Raw genomic sequence first — 23,213 nt, forward strand, 5'->3', positions numbered from 1 at the left:
CATGGATATTAGCTTAATGATTACGCTCTTCCTAATGGGGGTTGTAGGCTCTTTTATTTCTGGGATGTTAGGGATAGGTGGAGCTATCATCAACTATCCGATGTTGTTATATATTCCAGTCATGCTTGGTGTGGGTCATTTTACAGCACATGAAGTTTCAAGTATTACAGCCATTCAAGTGTTTTTTGCAACAATTGGCGGTGTTTTGGCTTACCGTAAAGGTGGTTATTTAAATAAAACACTTATTGTATACATGGGGATAAGTATATTAATTGGAAGTTTTATAGGAGGATTGGGGTCCACTCACATGCCTGAAAGAGGAATAAACATTGTATATGGAATCTTAGCGTTGATAGCTGTGATCATGTTGTTTATACCAAAGAGAGGAATTGATAATCTTCCGTCGGAACAAGTCAAATTTAACAAATGGCTTGCAGCGCTGCTATCTTTCATCGTGGGGATTGGAGCTGGTATTGTAGGAGCCGGAGGAGCATTCTTGTTAGTTCCGATCATGCTTGTTGTGTTAAAGATTCCAATAAGGATGACCATTGCTTCTTCCTTAGCCATTACACTTATTTCATCGATTGGGGCTGTTACCGGTAAAATCACAACAGGACAAGTGCCAATTTTACCTTCACTTATCATGGTTGTTGCCAGTTTAATTGCTTCACCAATAGGAGCAAACGCTGGGAAAAGAGTTAATACCAAATTGTTGCAGGTCATTATGGGAATTTTAATTTTGGCTACTGCAGTGAAGACATGGATAGGAATTTTGTAAAATAGATATTTTATAATTAACATTTCTAGGTATCATTTTAATTATGTAATCTTCAAAGCACTTTCTAAGAAGCATTTTGCTATTAGAAAGTGCTTTTTTTATGTGAAGACTTGTACTAACCTAAAGTAATACAATAGCGGGGACAAGGGAGCGGTAAGCTCTATCCCATGTCCCAAGTGCAGATCAATCATAGCGTACACGATCTATTCCCTCAATAATTAACTCAAGTTCTGTATAAAAGTTGAGTTCAAGCGGGTCAGGTAAGCGCTCAATAATTTGTCTAATTTCATTAAGATTTTCTGCATCTTCTATAGTAGAAGGAGGTTTTTCTAAATGATGATACCAAATCTTTAATTCATCGATAAACTCATAAAAATGCATCTCAAACCGTTCGGCCCAATCTTCGCTTTCATCCTCGGAAACTTTCTTCATCATTTCCCAATCTTCAAGGGCAGTTTCCAATTTCTCTTTAAGAGGATTCATTATGTTATCACACCTTGATTTTTTAAATTATGGTACTTCCACTGAAAACTCAATAAAGTAGTTTAACTACCATTTAGTTAGTTAAATATAAGGAAATCACAGAAGAGAAGTGCTAAGCATGACACTTCTCTTCCTTTTATGAATAGCACCATGGGTGGTTCTAATTCATTATTGAATAGCAGTTTTTTTGGACCCCGTTGGCCAGAAATTGCCGATAATTGCACCAACTACTGCTGGTAATATCCATCCTAGACCGATACTGTAAAGCGGTAAATATTCAATATACGCTGCTTTAATGGATTCGAATAAATAAATGGTCGCCCCCGGCAAGCTTCCAACTAACGTGCTGTAACCATCAAAGAAACTTACACAAAAAGTAAGGAGCATAGACGCTGCATATACACTTTGCTTATGATTAAAAAATGATGAACAGAGCGTCAACAAAATCAGAACAATCGCCAAAGGATATAATAACATTAATACTGGAACAGCGAATTGAATAATATTGTTTAAGCCAAAATTAGCGATGATAAATGACATAAGGCTTAGGATAAGCACGAACATTTTATAGCTTACTTTTGGAAAAATACTATTGAAAAATTCACTACATGAGGTAATGAGTCCAATGCTCGTTTTTAAACATGCCAGTACAATTATAATTGCAAGAAGGATCGCACCAAATTCTCCAAAGTAATGCTGGGCGACCTTAGCAAAGATTAATCCACCATTATCGAATGTACCGATGATAGATACGCTTGATGCCCCCATATAAGTAATGAGGCCATAGATTAACATCATTAGTGCCATAGCGAAAATGCCTGATTGCCATGTTGCCTTTGCAATTGTCTTCTTATCGGTAATCCCTTGTCCCTTAATAGCATTGATGACAACAATACCAAATGCTAAAGAAGCGAGGGCATCCATCGTGTTATAACCCTCTTTAAAACCAGTTATAAATGCCAATTGGCTGTAATCACCCGTTGGAGTTTCGAAGGGTCCCATAGGTTTGACAATCGCGATAATAATTAAAAAGAATAAAAATACTAAAAATGCAGGTGTTAGATATTTTCCGATATAGTCAATAATTTTCGCAGGATTTAATGAGAAATAGTAGACGATGGCGAAAAATACAAAGCTAAAGAGCCCAAGATATAAACTGACGTGCTCTGGATTAATAAATGGTTCAAAACCGACCACGAAAGGTACTGTTGCTGTACGTGGAATCGCGAAAAACGGGCCAATGGTTAAGTAAAGGGCCATGGCGAAGACGACTCCAAATTTCGGATGGACCCGTCCTCCTAATTCACGAAGTCCATTACTTGCAGATAGTCCGAATGCTAAGATCCCCATAAAGGGCAAACCAATTGCTGTTACTAGAAAACCAATTAAAGCTGGCCAAAAGTGAGTGCCGGCGACCTGTCCCATCTGAATAGGGAAAATCAAATTTCCAGCCCCAAAGAACATACCAAATAACATCGTACCGATGACTGCGTATGTTCTGAATGATATTTTTTGATGCATACATGTTGCTCCTTCTAGATGAATTTCATATATTTTACCACCATTTAGAATTGTTGGCTATCATATAATGATTGCTATTTTGTAGGCTACGCAGGCGAGTGAGGAAGAATTGATTCTTTTTTTAAGGGGAAGGTTGGAAAATAGGATGGTTTTTTTTATTATTCCTATTTATTGTTGGAAGCTATGCCGAATGTATGATCGATTAGAAAAAGAGGAATAATCGAGTATCTATTATTACCAAAACCATAACGTTGACTGTACGGTTTGAATTGTGATATAGTTAACATATCTATAGAAAGGGGTGAGTAAGTTGGGAAGTTGTATCGGATTGGTAAAATAGCCAGTTTAATGAGCATTTCAAAAAGAACGATTGATTATTACACCCAAATAGGCTTACTGACCCCTGTTAGGTCGGATTCTAATTATCGAATGTATGGAGAAGAGTCTATTCAGATATTGGAATTGGTTGAACATTATAAAACTCTTAATATGCCGCTTGAGGAAATCAAATCTTCTATTAAAATGATCAATTCAAATAATTCCATAGATAAAGAGAAAGTAGAAAAACATTGTGAGCAGATGGCTGTTCTTATGGAGCATCTTAAAGAGGAAATAAAGGTAATGGAGCCAATTCTTCAAAAATTAAACAATAATGAAAAAGAAATGCTCGTTAATAAACTATCCTTACAGGGAGTTTCATTAGCTCAAACATTGTTATTATTATTTGGTTAAAGAGGTGAATGTTTAGATGTTATTCCATCCAATGGATATATTAATCTTCATTGCTTTTGGACTATACATCTGGGCGCAGTTTAAAGTAAAAGCTAACTTCAGTAAATGGTCTAAAAGTAATAGACTAACTTTGTTTACAAACTAGGAGGTGTATTCCTTACTTAACTATTAAGTAAGGAGGCTATTGATAATTATTAATTTAATTACAATTGCAATGTTAATTGCTTTTACGGCATTTTTCGTATCATTTGAATTTGCCATTGTTAAAATCCGAGGTACACGAATCGATCAACTTGTTGGAGAAGGAAACAAAAATGCTATTGCAGCAAAAAAAATTATTTCAAATCTAGATGAATATTTATCCGCATGTCAGTTAGGTATTACAGTAACAGCATTAGGTTTAGGTTGGCTGGGTGAACCAACGGTGGAACATATCCTTCACCCATTGCTGGTAAGTCTTAACTTGCCAGAATCCGTTTCAAACATTGCATCATTTGTTATCGCCTTTGCTTCTGTAACATTTATTCACGTAGTAGTAGGGGAACTTGCTCCCAAAACGGCAGCAATTCAAAAAGCGGAAGCTGTCACATTAATTTTTGCACGGCCAATGATTCTATTTTATAAAATCATGTATCCTTTTATTAAAGCATTAAATGGATCTGCTCGTTCGATTTTAGGCATCTTTGGAATAAAACCAGCTTCAGAACACGAAGCTGCTCACTCGGAGGAAGAACTTCAATTGATTATTTCTGAAAGCTATAAAAGCGGAGAAATTAATCAGTCTGAGTATAAATATGTGAACAATATTTTTGAATTTAATGATCGAATTGCAAAAGAAATTATGGTGCCACGAACTGAGATTGTTGTTTTTGATAAATCACAAACGTTAGCAGAATGCCTTGAAACTGTTAAGAGTGAAAAGTATACAAGATACCCAGTTATCGATGGGGATAAAGATAATATCGTGGGTATGCTGAATTTGAAAGAAGTCTTAACGGATTATATCGTCGGCAAGAATCTAGAAACTCCAATTGAACATTATGTACGTCCTGTGATCCAGGTAATTGAATCGATCGCCATACACGATTTGTTACTTAAAATGCAAAAAGACCGTATTCATATGGCTATCCTAATGGATGAGTATGGCGGAACAGCTGGATTAGTAACAGTTGAAGATATTCTAGAGGAAATTGTCGGTGATATTCGAGATGAATTTGATGCGGATGAGGTACCTGAAATCAATAAAATAAACGATAATAAAACAATCGTCGATGGAAAAGTTCTTATAGAAGAAATAAATGATTTATTCGGAATAGATTTAGATGATGAGGATATTGATACCATTGGTGGTTGGATATTATCCAAAAAGATGGATGTTTTCGAAGGCGAGATAATTAATTATGGTGATTTTGATTTTAAAGTCCTTGAAGTTGATGGGTATCATATCAAATCTTTAGAAATAGTAAAAAAGCAAGAAGCTTTTGCTTAATAGATGAATCTCTCTTAATTAGAGGGATTTTTTTCGTTTTTATTCTGTATAAATAATAAATATGTTGACATTTTAATGACAACAAAAAGTCGATTGTTGACAAAATGTCAACGAATTTGTATATTTTAATAGAATTTCATTTTTTCAATAAGGATAAAGTGTGTTTAATTCTTCTACTGATTTTTAATCGTTATGAAATTGATAAGTAATGAAAAACGGAAAGGGAAGCTAAGATGTCTGGTGAAAAGATGGATAATAATCTGGGGTTATTATTGAAAAAATTATTAAAGGAACGTTCTTTATCCATGAGGAAGCTTAGTGAGCTTACTGATATTGACACAGCCACGATCTCTAGGATTATTAATGGTAAACGCAAAGCAAAGCCTGCCCATTTACAAAAATTTGCTGATTTTTTACAAGTCCCCGTTTCAGAGTTATTTATAGCTGCAGGCTTTTCAATTGAAGAGAAAAATACAACACAGCAATCTGACATTTTTATGTCTGTTGAAAGTATTCAAAATTTACTTGAATTCTCCAACATTATAGATAATAAGTTTAGTATTGCTAGTTTAGAACAGGAATTATCTAATTATGAACAATATGTACAAACAGAAGAGGGAAAAGAAAATATTCTCAAAAGCTTTGGGGAAAAGATTAAGAAATTAGGCAGTATTGGTCCGTTTATCAATCAGCTTAAGGAAATGTATGAGAAATTCCGCTTAAATAAGGGCACACCACGGGAGCTTGCCATAGTTGGAAGTGCACTAATTTATTTTATTGTCTCAGTGGATGTTATTCCAGATTACATTTTTCCAGTCGGTTTTATCGACGATGCTATAGCAATTCAAATTGTAGCAAATTTACTAAAAGCCGAATAGCAATTGCCTTAATTCTTCCAAATAGCCGTTTAAGAGCTACATTGGAGGTAAAGGGCAAATTCAATAAACTAAGGACAGTTGGGAAGGTGTACTATGGAAAGAATGCTTCGTAGGAAAAAGCGTGTTAGATGGATAAGGGTAATGATGCTTATTTTTATTTTAATGATTGGTAGTGTAGGTGCTTATGCAGCTTATCAATATAAACAAGGAGTTTCGCTTGGTAAGGATGGGAAATTTAATGGTGATGAGAAAGTAGCGAAAGCTTTCCAGGGAGAAGATGTGAAGTTTGGTAGAATTAATGTGCTTCTATTGGGAAATGATTCACGTGGTGAAGAACATTCAAGAACAGATTCGATCATGATTGCCCATTACGATCAAAATACTCATCAATCTAAGTTGATTTCTATAATGAGAGATACCTATGTTAATATACCTGGTCATGGAAAACAAAAAATAAATGCAGCATATGCATATGGCGGACCAGAGCTTCTTAGACAAACAATTAAAGAAAACTTTGATATTGACGTAAATTATTACGCTGTTGTTGATTTTGAAGGATTCTCAAAGATTGCAGATATTATTGCACCAGATGGAATTGAAGTTGATGTTCCTCATGAAATGCAGTATGGAATCGGAACGACAATAAACCCTGGAAAACAAACCTTACATGGTGATAAGTTATTAGGATATGTACGTTTTAGGCATGACAAATTAAGTGACTTTGGCCGAGTTCAAAGACAACAGGAAGTCATTAGCAAGTTGAAGGACCAAGCTTTGAGTATTGGAAGCATCATACAGCTTCCTAAAATATTGGGTGTTATAAACCCTTATGTTGATACCAATTTGGATACTCCTACTCTATTTACCTTGGGGAAAGATTTGCTTACTAATCAATCCAATGACCTAAAAACAATGCGTATCCCCGTGGATGGGTCTTTTACTAATGAGCAATTCAAGAATGCGGGTGCAGTGTTAAGTATCAATCTTGAACAAAACAAGTCTGCTCTAAATGAATTTTTATCATCGAAACAAAGCCAAAAATAAGACAAGGATAAAAACAAGAGCTTAGCACTAGGAGAGGAAAATATGTTATCAAATATTGGTTTTCCAGGATTAATTTTGATCCTTATCGTTGCACTTGTTATTTTTGGTCCTAACAAGCTTCCAGAAATCGGCCAAGCCTTTGGAAAAACAATTCGGGAATTTAAAAAAGCTACAGAAGGCATAGCACAAGATATTAAGGAAGAAGTGAAGGATGACAAAATTGATTTAAATAAATAATGACCTTTATAAAAAAATGCAGGATGGAAAGTGAGCATCTTGCATTTTTTAAATTGGTTGTATCAAGTTAATTATTTAACAGGCGGGAGTAAGCACATGGATGATAAAGAACTTAATTTATTTGAGCATTTAAATGAGTTGCGAAAAAGATTAATTATTTCGTCACTTGCTTTCATAATATTTCTTATTTTAGGGATGGTTTATGTCAAAGATTTATATGCTTTTTTCATGGGGAATCTTGATTATAAATTAATGGTTTTGGGGCCAAGCGATATTATATGGATCTATTTTCACATCGCCACCGTCGTTGCAGTAGCAGGAACAATCCCAATAGCTGCATGGCAAATTTGGTTATTTGTAAAACCTGCTTTAAAGCCAGTGGAGAGGAAAATAACAATAGCGTATATCCCAGCCTTGTTCTTTCTTTTTATTGGAGGATTGGCATTTGGTTATTTTTTTATCTTCCCAAATGTCATGAACTTTCTTATCAATTTGGGAAACGATTTAGTGACAACCTCCTTTACGGTAGATAAATATTTTAGTTTTTTAATTAATATGACTTTACCTTTTGGTGTAGCGTTTGAATTACCTCTTATCTCGATGTTTTTAACGACTTTAGGACTGGTTAATCCATATAAAATTGTAAAACTTAGAAAGTATGCGTATTTAATTCTTGTAATCATCGCCTCAATGATTTCCCCACCAGAATTTATTTCTCATATTTCTGTAGCAATACCACTAATTCTCATATATGAATTAAGCGTTTTATTATCCAAAGTGGTTTTTAATCGAAAACAAAAACGTCTCAGTGCTCTAACTGATGATGAAGAGCCTTATTATTTGAAGTTAGAATGACAATAATGAAAATTATAAAAATATATCGATAAATATATTCAATGTGATAAACCTGGCGGGAGACGGAGACGGTGTTGATGAGAAACTTCATATGAGAAAGGGGATTTTGAAAATGAATTCAATTCAAACAATTACTGTTTCGAAATGTCATTGTAATTATTGTCATAAGGAATTTTATGAATATAAGCATTTTGAATTAAGTAAATGTCCGATTTGTGATGCTGAATTTAGTAACAAAGGCGATTGTTATATTGAGGAAAACGTGGATATTGGAATTGAAGTTGACTCTAAAACGGGAAAAATAAACATTATGTTACCAATCATTTAATAAGCACGCTTTTCGATTTTGTCTAAACTTCTAACTTATAAACCATTTCTTTTTGTTATTTATTATTTTTAGCATTGTTTTTTAACGAAACTTTTGGATTCAATAATTAGGTAATACAGGAATAACATAAATCTTTGGGGATATGTATATCCATTACCAATGTCACCTGAGAATTACACTATATACAACTCATTTGAAAGGTGGACAAACATGCGTTATTTATTCTTATTAATCATTATTATTCCTGCAATGGATATAGGCGTTTTGCTGTTATCTGGTAAAACGATTGGTGTTTGGCCAACATTGATTTTTATGATATTAACAGGGATAATTGGAGCCTATTTAGCTAAAAGAGAGGGGCTGCAAGCCATTCGCAGGGCACAGGAGCAACTGCGTTACGGACAAATTCCCGGTGAAGCTGTTTTAGATGGCATTTGTATTCTAATTGGCGGTATACTACTTTTGACACCAGGATTTATCACGGATTTATTCGGATTTCTAATGCTTTTTCCGCCAACAAGAAAGCTGTTTAAATTCTTAATTAAAAATTCATTTCGAAGAAGGATCAATAGAGGAAATATTAAGATTATAAACTAAAAAAGTCAGCTTCCAATACTGGAAGCTGACTTTTTAGTTTTCTTTTCCTTTAAATACCCAAATATTATAAAAAGTTTATTTGTGTTAACAAATAAATTCTGCGTAATAGACGGTTTCCTTTTAATATATCCTTTTTGAAGAGTTGGTTCTGATTAACATAATCCAAGCATTTCGAATATATAAATACACATAAGAATTTTTCCAAAGAACAACTGAAAGAACGCACACCACAGGAGGAAAATATGCATTATTTGTCTATATTATTAATTGGTATTGCGGCGAATCTAGATAATTTAGGCATAAGTGTTTCGTATGGATTAAGGTCAACACGGATTCCATTTGTTTCTAATTTTATTATTGCTATAGTCTCCATGTTTTGTGCTTATCTTTCCATTATTGCAGGGGAATTCATTTCCCAGTTCATTTCGATTGGATTTGCCAATTTTGCAGGTGGTTTGATTATTATTTGTATAGGGATAAAGTGCATTGTAGATTCCTTCTCTTTACATGAATCTACAACGGAAGTTAAGGTTGATTCTAATTTTTCGCATGTTATTTCTCATCCGGATTCAGCAGATGTAAATGATGATAAAGTCATTTCTGTTAAAGAGTCGATTTTCTTAGGATTTGCGTTAGCAATCAATTGCCTAGCTATGGGATTGGGAGCAGGTATTACAGGTGTTTCGCCTGTTTTAACCACCTTGTCTATTGGATTGTTTTCCATTGTATCCATTTGGAGTGGAATAAAACTTGGCAATAAGATTTATGGTTTGAGCATAGGCAAATACTCTAACATTGTTGCAGGAATCCTGTTAATAATAATTGGTGTTTATGAAATGATTGTGTAAAAAAGGATAAAAAAAGAGAGTTGGAGTACCCAACTCTCTTTACGTTATGAAATGTTCAAAAGTTTGTTTTAACCGATACTGATAAAAAAATAAAAATCCCACTTGTATAAAAGTTTTGATCATTTATACAAGTGGGATTTTTTATTTTTATACATGAAATTCGCCTTTTTAAACTCATAAAAAGTTAACAAAAATTTGATTTTATCAATATTTCCCATTTTTATTGGGACACTATAAGAACATAGAGTGGGGGAGGTAAGCATATGAAAATTAAGCTGTTGTTTGAGTCAGTAAAAAAAGGTAACAAATCATCTGCATTAGCCATGACGGGTAATACGCTTATTGCTGTTACTGAATTTATAGCTGGAAGCATTAGTGGGAGCGGAGCCATGTTTGCCGCAGCTATGCACTCTTTAGGAGACGCCGTTAACCAAGGTTTCATTTTTATAGGAAGTGTTTTATCTCAAAAAAAACCGTCAAAACGGTTTCCTAATGGTTTCGAACGTTTGAACCATATTTTTGGCATGATTGCCGCATTGGTTGTCTTCACTATGGCATTTGAAACCATCCGTGAGGGATGTCATTTAATTTATAATCCTGTTGAACCAAGTACAGGTCTATTGATGAACATATTTATTTTAATTCTAAACCTGGTTATTGATGGAGCTGTTTTAATTAAAGCGATGAAAGAAATAAATCATGATTCTGGGATAAAAGTAAAAGGGCTCAGAATTGTCCTCGAATCATTTAAAAATGTAGGCAGAGCAACTCCTCCAACAAGATTTGTCTTCTATGAAGATCTTGTGTCTGTTACAAGTGCGTTATTGGCCTTAATTGCAGTAGTAATAACCTCGATTACAAATTTACATCTTTTAGATGGAGTTTTCACCGTCATCATTGGATTGTTAATGCTCGGTGTTTCTATTCGAGTGGCCTATGATAATATTGTAGATCTAATTGGAAGCTCACCTATTGTGAAATTAAAGAACGGATGGCAAAAATAATAGGAATAGTAGGTATATAAATTTTAAAGTACATTTTAAAAATTAGTGATAGATAACCATAACAACTTTATTTCGGGGCCATGAAAATAGGGGGTGATGAGACAATGAATATTCCTAAGAAAATGTGTGTCATTTTGCTTGGCAGTATTTTGTTGTCAATTGGTATTAATTTCTTTTTAGTGCCATTTGAATTACTTGATGGCGGAATAATCGGCATAGGGTTGATTATCAAGTATTTAACAGGAATTCAACCTGGACTAGCTATTATTATTTTAAGTGTACCTATATTTGCACTAGCCTGGTTCCATAATAAAAATTATTTTTATAATAGTTTACATGGGATGTTGTTTTCTTCGTTTGTGATTGACCTACTGGCACCTTCACGATCCATTTTACCAGAATTTCAAATCCCTGCTGTCTTTAGTTCTATTTTGGGAGGAATATTCGTTGGATTAGGTATTGGGATCATGCTCCGCCATGAAACTAGTACGGGTGGAACAGATCTATTAGCTCAATTTTTATCGAAAATATTTAAAATTAATGTAGGGATTTTGATATTCATTATCGATGCATTGGTCATTTGTCTTGGCGGTTTATTATTATCTAAAGAGACCTTTTTCTTATCTTTTGTTACGATAACAGTTGTAGGTTTATTTACCAGCCTATGCACGTGGAAAATTAAAGGGAGTAATATAAAGACGAGTTGGAGGAAAAACTTCATTAAAACGAAAATTGGATAAACAACCATTCGGTTCCTGTTCAACCGTTTGACTCAATATGTTCTTCGATAAGTTTATCAATTGGTTATTGACAAAAAAAAATATAAGTATTATGATTATCTCATATTCAAGATATTTTAATTCAAGATTTTATAAGGGGGGTGAAATTAATGGAGAGGAAATGCAATAATCTTCCCTTTCTGATATTAATGCAAACATCTAAAGCAATTCATGAACGAATAAAAGAAGAAATGGCAAAAAATAAGTTAAGTATTACGGAATTTTCTGTTTTAGAGGTACTTTATCAAAAAGGGAAACAAACGATTCAACAAATTGGAAATTGCATATTAATCTCAAGTGGTTCGATGACCTATGTTATAGATAAGCTGGAGCAAAGAGGTTTATTAAGCCGAAATGCCTGTTCAGATGACCGCCGAGTGATACATGTGACATTAACGGATGATGGAAATGAGCTAATGAATGTAATCATGCCAAAATATCATGATACTGTTAATCAGATGTTTGAATCATTAGTTGATGATGAGGCCGAGACATTGGTGCAGCTTTTGAAAAAAGTAAGGAACATAGTTTAAATATCATTTTTTTTATAAATATATCTCGAATTCGAGATAAAAATTTTTAGGAGGATATTAAGATGATAAATATCGGTTTATTAATAATTCGTTTGGTAATTGGTTTATTATTCGTTGGTCATGGAGCTCAAAAATTGTTTGGTTGGTTTGGCGGCCATGGATTGAAAGGAACGGGAGGATGGTTTGAATCCATAGGCATGAAACCAGGAATAACACTGGCTCTTATTGCAGGGTTAGCAGAATTTGTTGGCGGAATATTGTTTGCACTAGGGCTTTTAACCCCAGTAGCAGGAATTTTGATCGCTGGAACTATGGCTATGGCAATCATAAAAGTTCATGCGCCAAACGGATTATGGATTACATCAAATGGATATGAATTTAACTTAACATTACTTGCTGTGGCAATTGGTGTTGCCTTAATCGGTCCTGGTAAATATGCTTTAGATGCTTTTTTATTCTAAAATATCTCCATTTTGAGATTGATAAATAATTGTGTTTTATCCGTAGATGGAACAAAATAAGGTATCTCGTTTAGTTAAATACTGGATATTAATTTATAAAGGAGTGTTGAAAAAATGAGTAAGAAAACAATGGGTATTCACCATATCACAGCAATCGTAGGGCATCCGCAAGAAAATGTGGATTTTTACGCAGGAGTTTTGGGATTACGTTTGGTTAAGCAAACGGTCAATTTTGATGATCCAGGCACCTATCACCTTTATTTCGGTAATGAAGGTGGAAAACCAGGAACCATTATTACATTCTTTCCATGGGCTGGAGCACGTCAAGGAGTCATTGGGGATGGTCAAGTAGGGGTTACTTCTTATGTAGTTCCGAAAGGTGCCATGGAATTCTGGGAAAAAAGGTTAGAAAAATTTAATATTCCCTTCACTATAATGGAGCGCTTTGGAGAGCAATATTTAGAATTTGATGATCCGCACGGTCTTCACTTGGAAATTGTGGAAAGAGAAGATGGAGAAATAAATACTTGGACTTTCGGTGAGGTTGCACCTGAAGTTGCTATCAAAGGTTTTGGCGGCGCAACTCTTTTATCGACCCAGCCTAACAAAACGGCTGAATTATTAGAAAAAGTAATGGGACTTGAATTAGTCGGTAAAGAAGGAGATTTCGCACGTTATCGTTCCACTGCTGATATTGGAAATATTATCGACGTTAAATTAACTCCAATCGGACGTGGGCAAATGGGTGTAGGAACGGTCCATCACATTGCATGGCGGGCTATTGATGACGAAGATCAATTAGATTGGCAAAAGTATGTGGCTGCGAATGGATATGGCGTCACTGCTGTAAAGGACAGAAACTACTTTAATGCAATTTATTTCAGAGAGCATGGTGAGATTCTATTTGAAATTGCCACTGATCCTCCAGGTTTTGCTCATGATGAATCGCAAAAGTCAATGGGAGAAAAATTGATGCTGCCATCGCAGTATGAGCCTCAAAGAGAAAAAATTGAAAGAGTATTATTACCATTTGAAGTAAGAGAACTAGACTGATTTTATGAAAAGGGATGATTTCTTTGCTTTCAATCGATCCAGCCACATTGTCCGAAAGAGAAAATTATAAATTTCTAATAGGTAGCATCATACCTAGACCGATTGCTTTCGTCACCACCATTTCAAAAGACGGCGTTTTAAATGGGGCACCATTTAGTTATTTTAATATCGTGTCATCCAATCCCCCGATGATTTCTTTATCTATTCAACGGTCATCGGGGAGACAAAAAGATACAGCGAGGAACATCATGGAGTCAAAAGAGTTTGTGGTTCATATCGTGGATGACCACAATGTTGAAAAAATTAATAAAACAGCTGCAAACCTTCCTCCTGACGAGAGTGAGATTGAGTTAGCTAACTTAACTCCAGTCGATAGTACGAAGATTTCAGTTCCTGGAGTAAAGGAAGCAAAAATTCGCATGGAATGTTTGATGGAGCATTCCTTCGAACTGGGTGGTTCAGATACTCCTGGATGTGATTTTATTATAGGAAAAGTTGTTCAATTTCATGTCGAAAGCGACATTTATGAAAACGGAAGAATCGATCCAAGGGGATTAGGTGCTGTAAGTCGATTGGCTGGAAATAACTACGCCAAAATTGGTGAGATTTTTGAAATCGAAAGGCCTAAATAATTGGTTTCTAAATCTCAATGATGAAATGGATGGAGAGGATTGAATGCAAAAAACAGCAGGTATCCATCATATCACAGCGATGGTAAACGATGCCGGGCGGAATATAGATTTTTATGCAGGTGTATTAGGATTAAGGCTTGTTAAAAAAACCATCAATTTTGATCGTCCAGAAGTCTACCATTTATATTTTGGGGATGAAACGGGTCAACCAGGAACTGTGATTACGTTTTTTCCATGGGCTAAACAGTTGAAAGGCCGAATTGGAACAGGTCAGGTTGGTGTGACCAGTTATGTAATACCAAAAGGTTCAGTCCAATTTTGGGAGAGTCGATTGCAAAAATTTGGAGTGGAGTTTACTTCATCCATTCGATTTGGTGAAAAATATTTAAAATTCAACGATCCTGACGGACTTCAACTTGAACTAACAGAAAGAGATGAAGGATCAAAAAATCCCTGGAGCTTCGGGGGAGTCCAACAAGAACATGCCATTAAAGGGTTTGGTGGTGCTGTTCTGTTTTCAGCGCAACCACATAAGACAACGGATGTTCTTGAAAATATTTTAGGTTTAGATTGTATCGGTCAAGAAAATGAATTTCTAAGATTTAAATCGACAGGAAATGTTGGCAACACTATTGATATTCACTTAAATCCTTCAGTTCGAGGGCTGATGGGAGCAGGAACGGTTCACCATATTGCATGGCGGGCAAATGATAAAGAAGTTCTTCTTAAATGGCGTTCACTACTCCAAGATAAAGGTTTTTATCCAACAGAAATTCGTGACCGTAACTATTTTAATGCAGTGTATTTTCATGAAGGAGGGGGCATCCTCTTCGAAATAGCCACTGACCCGCCAGGATTTGCAGTAGATGAACCTGTCGCCGAATTAGGAAATAAACTCATGCTGCCATCCTGGTTAGAGTCGCAAAGAAAAGAATTAGAAGAAACCTTGCCTCCAGTGGAGGTTCGTGTTTTGGAGGGAGATAAATAATGAAACATATATTCAATAAGGGCCAAGATCCAACAAAACCAACATTATTATTGCTTCATGGTACTGGTGGTAATGAATTAGACCTGCTTCCTCTTGCGGGAAGAATTGATGAAGAGGCTTCTGTCTTAAGCGTTCGAGGAAATGTATTAGAAAATGGAATGCCTAGATTCTTCCGAAGATTGGCTGAAGGAGTATTTGATATAGAGGACCTTATTTTCAGAACAAAAGAATTAAATGAGTTTCTAGATGAGGCAGCTGAGAAATATGGTTTCGACCGGGATAATATTATTGCCATTGGGTACTCAAATGGAGCCAATATAGCCGCAAGTTTATTATTCCACTATCAAAATGCCTTAAAGGGTGCCATTCTTCATCACCCTATGGTACCGAGAAAAGGAATTGAACTTCCCGATTTATCAGGGAAACATGTGTTTATTGCTGCTGGATCAAATGATCCGATATGCTCGCCAATGGAATCTGCTGAATTACAATCGTTATTAGAAAATGCTAATGCGAAGGTTGAACTACATTGGGAAAATAGAGGACATCAATTAACAATGCAAGAAGTCGAGGCTGCGGCTGACTGGTATCGCCATTTTGGGAACCGAATCGAAAAAAGATAGAAGAAAAGTTAAGACTCTTAATATTAAAATAAATCTCTAGGAGGGATATATAATGAACAAACTAAAAGGAATACACCATGTAACAGCTATTACAAGCAGTGCAGAAAAAAACTATGAATTTTTCACCAATGTTTTAGGTATGCGTTTAGTTAAAAAAACAGTAAATCAAGATGATATTCAAACCTATCATCTATTCTTTGCAGATGATAAAGGCAGTGCAGGCACAGACATGACTTTCTTCGATTTCCCCGGCATTCCGAAAGGCGTACATGGTACTAACGAGATCTCAAAGACATCTTTCCGTGTACCGAGTGATGAAGCATTAAACTATTGGGTAAAACGTTTTGATCGTTTAGAAGTCAAACATACTGGAATCAATGAGCAATTCGGCAAGAAAACCCTCTCTTTCAATGATTTTGACGATCAGCAATATCAATTGATTTCAGATGAATTCAATAAAGGGCTGGAATCTGGCACACCATGGCAAAAAGGTCCAATTCCACTGGAATATGCAATTACTGGTTTAGGACCTGTTTTTATCCGTATTGCGAACTTTGATTACTTTAAAGAAATGATGGAAAAAGTCCTATTATTTAAAGAGACAGATAAAGAAGAATCATTCCATTTATTTGAAGTGGGGGAAGGCGGGAATGGTGCTTCGGTCATTGTAGAATATAATACCGTTCTTCCTGAATCCCAACAGGGTTTTGGGACGGTTCACCATGCGGCATTCCGTGTAGAGGATCGCTCGGTTTTAGAAGAATGGATTGAACGAATGAGTAGTTTTGGATTTCATACATCCGGTTATGTAAATCGTCACTTTTTTGAGTCATTATACGCTAGAGTGGCACCGCAAATTTTATTTGAGTTCGCTACAGATGGTCCTGGTTTTATGGGAGACGAACCTTATGAAACGCTTGGGGAAAAATTATCTTTACCTCCATTCTTAGAGCCAAAACGTGCGGAAATAGAAAAATTAGTTCGCCCAATTGATACAATGAGAAGTACAAAGGAATTCATCAAAGAATAAAAAGAAACACATTCAACGAAACTGATATGTACCATTTCAATAAATACAGATTTGAAAAAGGGGGGATGATTCTAGTGGCACAAAAAGCCATTAGAACCGTCCCCCCTGTATCCAACATTGCATTAATTGGTGTATGCCTTTTTCAATTTGGTCCAATGGAATGCCGCCGAAGCCTAATAGAAAAGTTGGATATTGATAGTCAATGGGACTTAACAGATAATCGCTTACTGGATAGATGGCAATATGGTCCTTTGCCGCCATTTGTTTTAACTGATTTTCCCCTTTTGACAGGGGGACGGAAATTAAAATATGCATTCCTGCTAGGTCTCCTGTGATCATAACATCTGGATAATACGTTTCTAATATCCGGGTCAATTTTTCATGTTTTTTGCGATAAATTTTCCGCATCCTGTTTAGGTGTTTGGAAAAATTGCCATCTCTCATAAAGTCAGCTAAAATATGCTGATCGAATCTCGGTACTGTTGATGAGTAAAAACTGAAGGTCTCCTTATATTTTTGCAGTAAGGTTGAAGGTAGAACACAATATGCAACACGTAAGGAAGGCATTAATGATTTGGTAAACGTGCTCAAATAAATAACTTTTTCGTTTTGGTCTAACCCTTGTAAGGCGGGAATAGGTTTTCCTATATAACGAAACTCACTATCGTAATCGTCTTCAATGATGTAACGATTTTCACCTTTTGCTGCCCAGTTTAATAGCTGCGTCCTTCTTGTTGCTGATAGAACCGCACCCGTAGGGAATTGGTGGGAAGGGGTAATGTAAACCACATTGGCATTTGTTTTTTCAAGTTCATCCACTATTAAACCATCTTCATCCACCTGAATGGGGATGGCCCTATTTTGCAAGTGTATTTTTGGGATGGCTGAATAGCCGGGATTTTCAAGGGCGAATTTTGAATCATTTCCAAGTAACCTTAGAATCATTGGAAGCAGCTGTTCCGTTCCCGAACCAATGACAATTTGTTCGGGGCTGCAGACAATCCCCCTCGATTGATAAAGATATTTAGAAATTTCAGCTCTTAATGCGTATTCTCCTTGAGGGTCTCCAATTTGTAACAACTCTTTTGAACTATGATCATATAAATTTTTTGCATATTTTCGCCAAAGTGAAAATGGGAATGAGTCTGAATCAATTTTTCCCGGATGGAAGTCGAATTGATATATTTTTTTCTCGACCTTTTCTACAGGCATGTTTAATAGATCTTTTTCAATATAGGGTAATTCATCAATCTCTTCTACAAAAAAACCAATACGGGGTTTAGATCCCACATAGCCTTCTGCGATAAGTTGGGCATAGGCAATTTCAATGGTTGTTTGACTGATATTTAAAAATTCAGCTAATTTTTTTTTGGATGGTAATTTGGTTCCAACTTCAATTTGTTTTTGGATAATGGCGTCTTTGATACCGATATAAAGCTGTTCATATAAAGGTTTTTCTGTACTTTTATCCAATTTAAACATGAGCATATCCATCTGCAATCTCCCCAACTGACCATATTAATTTTTAAAAAATTGAACCTTTTCTTAAAGTCAATTTCTATTATACTAGTAATCATCAAATGTATGGAGGTTTTTTTATGAAACAAGTTGGAACTGAAAGAGTAAAACGTGGTATGGCAGAAATGCAAAAAGGCGGCGTGATTATGGACGTCATTAATGCCGAGCAAGCAAAAATTGCAGAGGCTGCAGGTGCAGTTGCTGTTATGGCTTTAGAGCGAGTACCATCCGATATTCGAAAAGCTGGTGGCGTAGCTCGTATGGCAGATCCTCGGATTGTAGAGGAAGTATTGAACGCTGTCACCATTCCAGTTATGGCAAAAGCACGTATTGGTCATATTGTCGAAGCACGTGTATTAGAATCAATGGGCGTTGATTACATAGATGAAAGTGAAGTATTAACACCTGCTGATGAGGAATTCCATTTATTAAAAAGCGACTACACCGTACCTTTTGTATGTGGATGCCGCGATTTAGGGGAAGCTGCTCGTCGTATTGGAGAAGGGGCTTCCATGTTACGTACGAAAGGTGAACCGGGAACAGGAAATATTGTCGAAGCTGTTCGTCATATTCGTAAAGTTAATTCACAGGTAAGACGCGTTGTTGGTATGAGCACTGATGAATTAATGACAGAAGCAAAAATTTTAGGTGCACCATTTGAATTATTGTTGGAAATCAAAAAATTAGGGCGCTTACCAGTTGTAAATTTTGCTGCTGGTGGGGTGGCAACACCTGCTGATGCCGCTTTAATGATGGAACTTGGAGCAGATGGTGTATTTGTTGGATCAGGTATTTTCAAATCTGATAACCCAGAAAAGTTCGCACGTGCCATTGTAGAAGCAACAACGCACTATCAGGACTATAAACTAATTGCTGCCATTTCAAAAGAGCTTGGGACACCGATGAAAGGTATTGATATTGCAACGCTAAATGCAAGTGAACGTATGCAGGAACGTGGTTGGTAATATGCTGAAAATTGGGATACTTGCATTACAAGGTGCAGTCAGAGAGCATATAAGACAAATTGAAGAGCTTGGCTGTAAGGCCATTTCAGTTAAATCGGCTGAAGATCTAAAAGAATTGAATGGTCTTGTTCTGCCTGGCGGAGAAAGTACAACAATGCGGAAACTCCTGGACCGATACGAGTTGCTTGAACCCATTCGTGCTTTAGCCGCCGCGGGAGTTCCGATGTTTGGAACATGTGCAGGCCTGATTTTACTGGCAAAAGAAATCGTTGGATTTGATACGCCTCATCTGGGGGTGATGGACGTCGTGGTCGAACGGAATTCATTTGGTCGCCAAGTGGATAGTTTTGAAGTCGAGATGTCCTTCAGAGGAGTAGTGGGGGATTTTCCTGCTGTTTTTATCCGAGCGCCACATATCGTTGCGGCAGGCGAAAATGTTGAAGTTCTCGCAAAACATGAAGAGCGCATAGTTTTAGCGCGAGATGGCCAATTTTTAGGATGTTCCTTTCATCCGGAATTAACAGAGGATCTTAGAATTATGAAGTATTTTATTGAAATGGTGCGAGAGAACACAAATGTTTTAGCTCATTAGGGGCCATGGGACGCCGATTGGTTAAAGACCAGTCGGCGTTTTTTTGGGGTTATAGTAATACTACCAAGCAAAGCGTACAGTAACAGTTGTAGAGTGAGTTAAGAAAGAAAATCAAAAAACTATTCGTTTAAAGGCTAATCGTAACTTCACGATTAGCTTTTGTTTTTTTCCTATTATATGAGAGATAAGAAGTTGTAATTTTTTATTTTAAAAAGGCCCATGCTATTTGTCATCCATTAAACAAAAGAAGGGAACACTTTAAACAACATACCATTCTTATATTAAGTTAAATCAGATTCTTTTTAGAAGGGGCTTATTTGGAATTTACTCATTCAATGGTTAATGATAATAAACGATCTGGAGGGACCGTCTTGGAGAACACAAATTGTGATTTTTCACCAATGAAAGAGAATTTAGAAAATGGCATTAAACACCTAATACATATACTACAATCTAACTTAAACGTTCTGGGAAATGAAAATTATTGTGTATTAGGTAGTCTAGAGGATGCTAAAAACCAGCTAAATTCAATTGAATCTTTGGCGGCCTCTTTTTATTTAGATTGTTATTTATCCTCTTTTACTAACACATATAAGGATCTGTCAACTACTGTGCAGCACCTTTCAAAATTAAAACATGGAGCATTGATAGTAGTCGAACGTGGTGACTCTATTGAAACTATTATCCAAAAAGGAACCACAATTGGAGCTATGGTTACACATAAATTATTAGAAGCGATTTTTTACCCTGGGAATCCTCTCCATGATGGGGCTGTTTTGATCCGAGGGAATGTAGTGGTTTCAGCAGCCAATGTTCTTCCTTTAACTAATAAAGTATTGGATGGAAAGAAAATTGGAACCCGTCATCGTGCAGCTCTCGGAATATCTGAGCAAAGTGATGCCCTTGCTCTTGTTGTTTCAGAAGAAACGGGCCAAATTTCATTTGCGATTAATGGTAATCTTTATCCAATTAACACTACACACCCCATAGTTTTTTAAGCCTACAAAATAACAATATAAAAATGTAAAAAAGATGAATAAAGAAGGATTGAACTTTTTAGTAAAGGCAACATTATCAATGTGGATTTTATTTTTTATAATCTGAAAAGGAGATTGGCTTCAATGACAAATGTAAATCTTTCAATCATTTTTTATAGTTCAACAGGAACAAATTATCAATTAACACAGTGGGCATCCGAAGGAGCAAGAGAAGCTGGAGCCGATGTTAAGGTCTTAAAAGTTCCTGAATTAGCTCCACAAGAAGTTATTGATTCAAATCCTGCATGGAAGCACTACTCAGAGGAAGTTGCAGCATGTGTTCCAACTGTTTCACTTGAAGATTTAGAATGGGCAGACGCAATCATTTTTAGCGTTCCAACTAGATTCGGAAATATGCCGTCACAGATGAAGCAATTCTTAGATACAACAGGTGGGCTGTGGTTTAATGGGAAACTCGTAAATAAAGTAGTAAGTGCTATGACTTCTGCTCAAAACCCTCATGGTGGTCAAGAGGCAACCATTTTGTCATTATATACAACTATGCACCATTGGGGAGCTATTATTGCCGCTCCAGGCTATACTGATCCAATTATTTTCGGAGCAGGAGGAAACCCTTATGGAACAAGTGTAACTGTTGACCAGAATGGCAAAATAGTTGAGGATTTTCCTGCTGTTCAAGCCGCTGTAAAGCACCAAGCAAAACGCACAGTTACGGTTGCGGAATGGATGAAGAAAGGAAATCAATAAATTTAAAAGAGCTAATCGACTAGTTAGATTTTCTCTTTAGTTTTGATTTTAGGAACTTAAAAATTAAACGAAAATTTAAATACAGTTAAAGGAGCTGGAATATGTTTAATAATAAAAAAATGGCATTCTCTATAGGAATGCTAATCATTCCATGGCTTACTGTACCTTTTATGGGAAAAAAGTCATTTTTCAGGTTTTTGCCTGTAGCAAGTTTTACTAATTTATTCATAAGTATGTTCAGTGTCATTGCAAATAAGAGAAAATGGTGGGTAAATAAAAATCCTTTATCTCCTGGTCTTGTTGATTTTACATATATATTGGGCCCATTTTTTGTAGCTACACTTTGGATATTTAAACTGACATACGGCAATTTTCTCAAATATTTCATTACAAATGCAGTTTTGGATGTTATTTGTGCTTATCCTTTTGCTGAAATATGGGAAAGAGTAGGGGTATTTAAATTAAAAAAATTAAGTCATACGATGTGGTATGTGTTTTGTATTTCTTTAGCAGTTATTATTTATGGGTTTCAGAAATTAGTGGAAAAGTCGATAAAGGAACCAAACAGTTCTGAATCAAAATTGTAAGGAAAAGCATCACATATACCGATATTAAAGGCTGATATTTAATGAAAAAGACAACTAAATTGGAGGCAATACTTTGGTGCATTGCTTTTCCAGGTTTTGGGCAACTTTTAAATGGTCATCTTATAAAAGGAATTCTGTTTATCATTTTAGAATTCACTATTAACGTAAACAGTTCATTTAACCAAGCTATCATGTTGAGTTTTCTTGGGAAGATTACAGAGGCTTCCAGAGTAGTTAATCACCAATGGCTTATGTTTTACCCTTGTGTTTATATGTTTGCTATGTATGATGCCTATAAATTTGCGGAAGGGGAGAATCCTCGGTTATCGTTTGTTCCTTTTGCTTTTGGAGCCTATTTTGTAACTATAGGTCTAATGTACTCACCAAAAGAAATTTTCGGCATATTTTTTGGTCCTATTTGGCTTCCAATGATGTCTCTTATTCCTGGTTTAGGAATTGGATTTATCGTTCGTAATATTATAATAAAAATTGGTCTAAAAAAAAGTTATAGTGAGAGACATTCCTTAAAGGATAAAGGATAAAGGCTATGTAACTTTTTTATAAGGGTAAAAGATTGGATGAATATGCCATAATGCTTATGGGGGAGCCGCCCGTTAGGTAGGGAAATCTTGTCGTTTTGGTAGGGAGATTCTTGTCGCAGGACAGCTGGAGTTATTATTCGAGATCTTATTTGTATCTTTAAAAGAATCAATAATTATGCCGCACATTATGTAGGCATATTTGTGTCGTGAAAATAGGGGGATATTGGTTCCTTGAACGTTATGTAGGCAAGTTTGTGTCGCTGGACAATGAAGGTGGAAATCTGGCAGCCACCCTTCCTAAAACACTTCGAAATATAATTACGTAAAATATAAATTTGACGTAATTATGTATGGGAGGTAAAATATAGGAG

28 protein-coding genes and 1 pseudogene are annotated in these 23,213 nt (G+C 35.8%); 26 read left to right on the forward strand and 3 right to left on the reverse strand.

The genetic code is table 11. From position 1 onward, the window contains the following. Position 1: 1 nt before the first annotated feature. Entirely contained in the window at positions 2–778 is a 777-nt protein-coding gene (locus AC59HZ_RS18055; RefSeq protein WP_496547183.1) for a sulfite exporter TauE/SafE family protein, read from the forward strand. 183 nt (positions 779–961) lie between these two features. On the opposite strand, the gene AC59HZ_RS18060 is transcribed toward AC59HZ_RS18055, so the two are convergent. Together AC59HZ_RS18060 and brnQ are read right to left on the reverse strand one after the other, a co-directional pair. After that, on the reverse strand, positions 962–1,261 hold the full coding sequence (locus AC59HZ_RS18060) for a hypothetical protein (protein ID WP_496547184.1): 300 nt from the start codon (positions 1,259–1,261) through the stop codon (positions 962–964). Between the two features lie 168 nt (positions 1,262–1,429). Next, entirely contained in the window at positions 1,430–2,782 is a 1,353-nt protein-coding gene (gene brnQ, locus AC59HZ_RS18065) for a branched-chain amino acid transport system II carrier protein (protein WP_496547185.1), read from the reverse strand. A gap of 318 nt (positions 2,783–3,100) precedes the next feature. On the opposite strand from brnQ, the gene AC59HZ_RS18070 reads away from it, so the two are divergent. The 19 genes and pseudogenes from AC59HZ_RS18070 (at position 3,101) to AC59HZ_RS18160 (ending at position 16,893) form a co-directional block, all read left to right on the forward strand. Beyond that, positions 3,101–3,514: a MerR family transcriptional regulator gene (locus AC59HZ_RS18070; protein ID WP_496547186.1), complete on the forward strand. Its 414-nt coding sequence runs from the start codon at positions 3,101–3,103 to the stop codon at positions 3,512–3,514. 16 nt (positions 3,515–3,530) lie between these two features. Next, positions 3,531–3,626, forward strand: a pseudogene (locus AC59HZ_RS18075) (zinc metallopeptidase); the annotation flags it as partial. Between the two features lie 72 nt (positions 3,627–3,698). Next, a complete protein-coding gene (locus tag AC59HZ_RS18080; protein ID WP_496547187.1) occupies positions 3,699–5,003 on the forward strand; it encodes a hemolysin family protein in 1,305 nt (434 codons plus the stop codon). 233 nt (positions 5,004–5,236) lie between these two features. After that, positions 5,237–5,881: a helix-turn-helix domain-containing protein gene (locus AC59HZ_RS18085; RefSeq protein WP_496547188.1), complete on the forward strand. Its 645-nt coding sequence runs from the start codon at positions 5,237–5,239 to the stop codon at positions 5,879–5,881. Between the two features lie 93 nt (positions 5,882–5,974). After that, positions 5,975–6,925, forward strand: a complete 951-nt coding sequence (locus AC59HZ_RS18090) for an LCP family protein (RefSeq protein ID WP_496547189.1) — start codon at positions 5,975–5,977, stop codon at positions 6,923–6,925. Between the two features lie 42 nt (positions 6,926–6,967). Beyond that, positions 6,968–7,162: a twin-arginine translocase TatA/TatE family subunit gene (locus tag AC59HZ_RS18095; protein ID WP_496547190.1), complete on the forward strand. Its 195-nt coding sequence runs from the start codon at positions 6,968–6,970 to the stop codon at positions 7,160–7,162. 96 nt (positions 7,163–7,258) lie between these two features. After that, complete coding sequence (tatC, locus tag AC59HZ_RS18100) at positions 7,259–8,017, forward strand: twin-arginine translocase subunit TatC (protein WP_496547191.1); 759 nt, start codon at positions 7,259–7,261, stop codon at positions 8,015–8,017. Between the two features lie 112 nt (positions 8,018–8,129). Further along, positions 8,130–8,345, forward strand: a complete 216-nt coding sequence (locus tag AC59HZ_RS18105) for a hypothetical protein (RefSeq protein ID WP_496547192.1) — start codon at positions 8,130–8,132, stop codon at positions 8,343–8,345. A gap of 210 nt (positions 8,346–8,555) precedes the next feature. Then, positions 8,556–8,942 carry an FxsA family protein gene (locus AC59HZ_RS18110; RefSeq protein ID WP_496547193.1) on the forward strand — a complete coding sequence of 129 codons (387 nt, stop codon included), beginning with the start codon at positions 8,556–8,558 and terminating at the stop codon, positions 8,940–8,942. 212 nt (positions 8,943–9,154) lie between these two features. Beyond that, on the forward strand, positions 9,155–9,790 hold the full coding sequence (ytaF, locus tag AC59HZ_RS18115; RefSeq protein WP_496547435.1) for a sporulation membrane protein YtaF: 636 nt from the start codon (positions 9,155–9,157) through the stop codon (positions 9,788–9,790). 263 nt (positions 9,791–10,053) lie between these two features. Continuing rightward, a complete protein-coding gene (locus tag AC59HZ_RS18120) occupies positions 10,054–10,794 on the forward strand; it encodes a cation diffusion facilitator family transporter (RefSeq protein WP_496547194.1) in 741 nt (246 codons plus the stop codon). A gap of 104 nt (positions 10,795–10,898) precedes the next feature. Next, positions 10,899–11,534 (forward strand): YitT family protein, encoded by a 636-nt coding sequence (locus AC59HZ_RS18125; RefSeq protein ID WP_496547195.1) that lies wholly within the window; start codon positions 10,899–10,901, stop codon positions 11,532–11,534. Between the two features lie 149 nt (positions 11,535–11,683). Further along, positions 11,684–12,106 (forward strand): MarR family winged helix-turn-helix transcriptional regulator, encoded by a 423-nt coding sequence (locus AC59HZ_RS18130; protein ID WP_496547196.1) that lies wholly within the window; start codon positions 11,684–11,686, stop codon positions 12,104–12,106. Positions 12,107–12,168: 62 nt separating this feature from the next. Further along, a complete protein-coding gene (locus AC59HZ_RS18135) occupies positions 12,169–12,567 on the forward strand; it encodes a DoxX family protein (protein WP_496547197.1) in 399 nt (132 codons plus the stop codon). A gap of 114 nt (positions 12,568–12,681) precedes the next feature. Then, a complete protein-coding gene (locus AC59HZ_RS18140; protein ID WP_496547198.1) occupies positions 12,682–13,620 on the forward strand; it encodes a ring-cleaving dioxygenase in 939 nt (312 codons plus the stop codon). 23 nt (positions 13,621–13,643) lie between these two features. Beyond that, on the forward strand, positions 13,644–14,252 hold the full coding sequence (locus AC59HZ_RS18145; protein ID WP_496547436.1) for a flavin reductase family protein: 609 nt from the start codon (positions 13,644–13,646) through the stop codon (positions 14,250–14,252). A gap of 43 nt (positions 14,253–14,295) precedes the next feature. Next, positions 14,296–15,240, forward strand: a complete 945-nt coding sequence (locus AC59HZ_RS18150) for a ring-cleaving dioxygenase (protein WP_496547199.1) — start codon at positions 14,296–14,298, stop codon at positions 15,238–15,240. Then, positions 15,240–15,863, forward strand: a complete 624-nt coding sequence (locus AC59HZ_RS18155) for an alpha/beta hydrolase (RefSeq protein WP_496547200.1) — start codon at positions 15,240–15,242, stop codon at positions 15,861–15,863. The genes AC59HZ_RS18150 and AC59HZ_RS18155 overlap by 1 nt, the downstream gene beginning before the upstream one ends. A gap of 52 nt (positions 15,864–15,915) precedes the next feature. Continuing rightward, positions 15,916–16,893: a ring-cleaving dioxygenase gene (locus AC59HZ_RS18160; protein WP_496547201.1), complete on the forward strand. Its 978-nt coding sequence runs from the start codon at positions 15,916–15,918 to the stop codon at positions 16,891–16,893. A gap of 90 nt (positions 16,894–16,983) precedes the next feature. Here the strand turns inward: AC59HZ_RS18160 and pdxR are convergent, their stop codons facing one another. Further along, complete coding sequence (gene pdxR, locus AC59HZ_RS18165; protein WP_496547202.1) at positions 16,984–18,387, reverse strand: MocR-like pyridoxine biosynthesis transcription factor PdxR; 1,404 nt, start codon at positions 18,385–18,387, stop codon at positions 16,984–16,986. 104 nt (positions 18,388–18,491) lie between these two features. On the opposite strand from pdxR, the gene pdxS reads away from it, so the two are divergent. The 6 genes from pdxS (at position 18,492) to AC59HZ_RS18195 (ending at position 22,842) form a co-directional block, all read left to right on the forward strand. Continuing rightward, entirely contained in the window at positions 18,492–19,376 is an 885-nt protein-coding gene (gene pdxS / locus AC59HZ_RS18170; protein ID WP_430068342.1) for a pyridoxal 5'-phosphate synthase lyase subunit PdxS, read from the forward strand. Between the two features lies 1 nt (position 19,377). Further along, entirely contained in the window at positions 19,378–19,968 is a 591-nt protein-coding gene (gene pdxT / locus AC59HZ_RS18175) for a pyridoxal 5'-phosphate synthase glutaminase subunit PdxT (RefSeq protein WP_496547437.1), read from the forward strand. A 371-nt stretch (positions 19,969–20,339) separates the two neighbouring features. Continuing rightward, positions 20,340–20,966, forward strand: coding sequence for a sporulation-specific diadenylate cyclase CdaS (gene cdaS / locus AC59HZ_RS18180; protein ID WP_496547203.1), 627 nt, complete (start codon positions 20,340–20,342; stop codon positions 20,964–20,966). 123 nt (positions 20,967–21,089) lie between these two features. Continuing rightward, positions 21,090–21,713: an NAD(P)H:quinone oxidoreductase gene (gene wrbA / locus AC59HZ_RS18185; protein WP_496547204.1), complete on the forward strand. Its 624-nt coding sequence runs from the start codon at positions 21,090–21,092 to the stop codon at positions 21,711–21,713. Between the two features lie 101 nt (positions 21,714–21,814). Continuing rightward, on the forward strand, positions 21,815–22,300 hold the full coding sequence (locus AC59HZ_RS18190; RefSeq protein WP_496547205.1) for a hypothetical protein: 486 nt from the start codon (positions 21,815–21,817) through the stop codon (positions 22,298–22,300). Between the two features lie 41 nt (positions 22,301–22,341). After that, positions 22,342–22,842 carry a hypothetical protein gene (locus tag AC59HZ_RS18195; protein ID WP_496547206.1) on the forward strand — a complete coding sequence of 167 codons (501 nt, stop codon included), beginning with the start codon at positions 22,342–22,344 and terminating at the stop codon, positions 22,840–22,842. The last annotated feature ends 371 nt before the right edge of the window (positions 22,843–23,213 follow it).

Source organism: Neobacillus sp. DZ-9, from assembly GCF_059587065.1.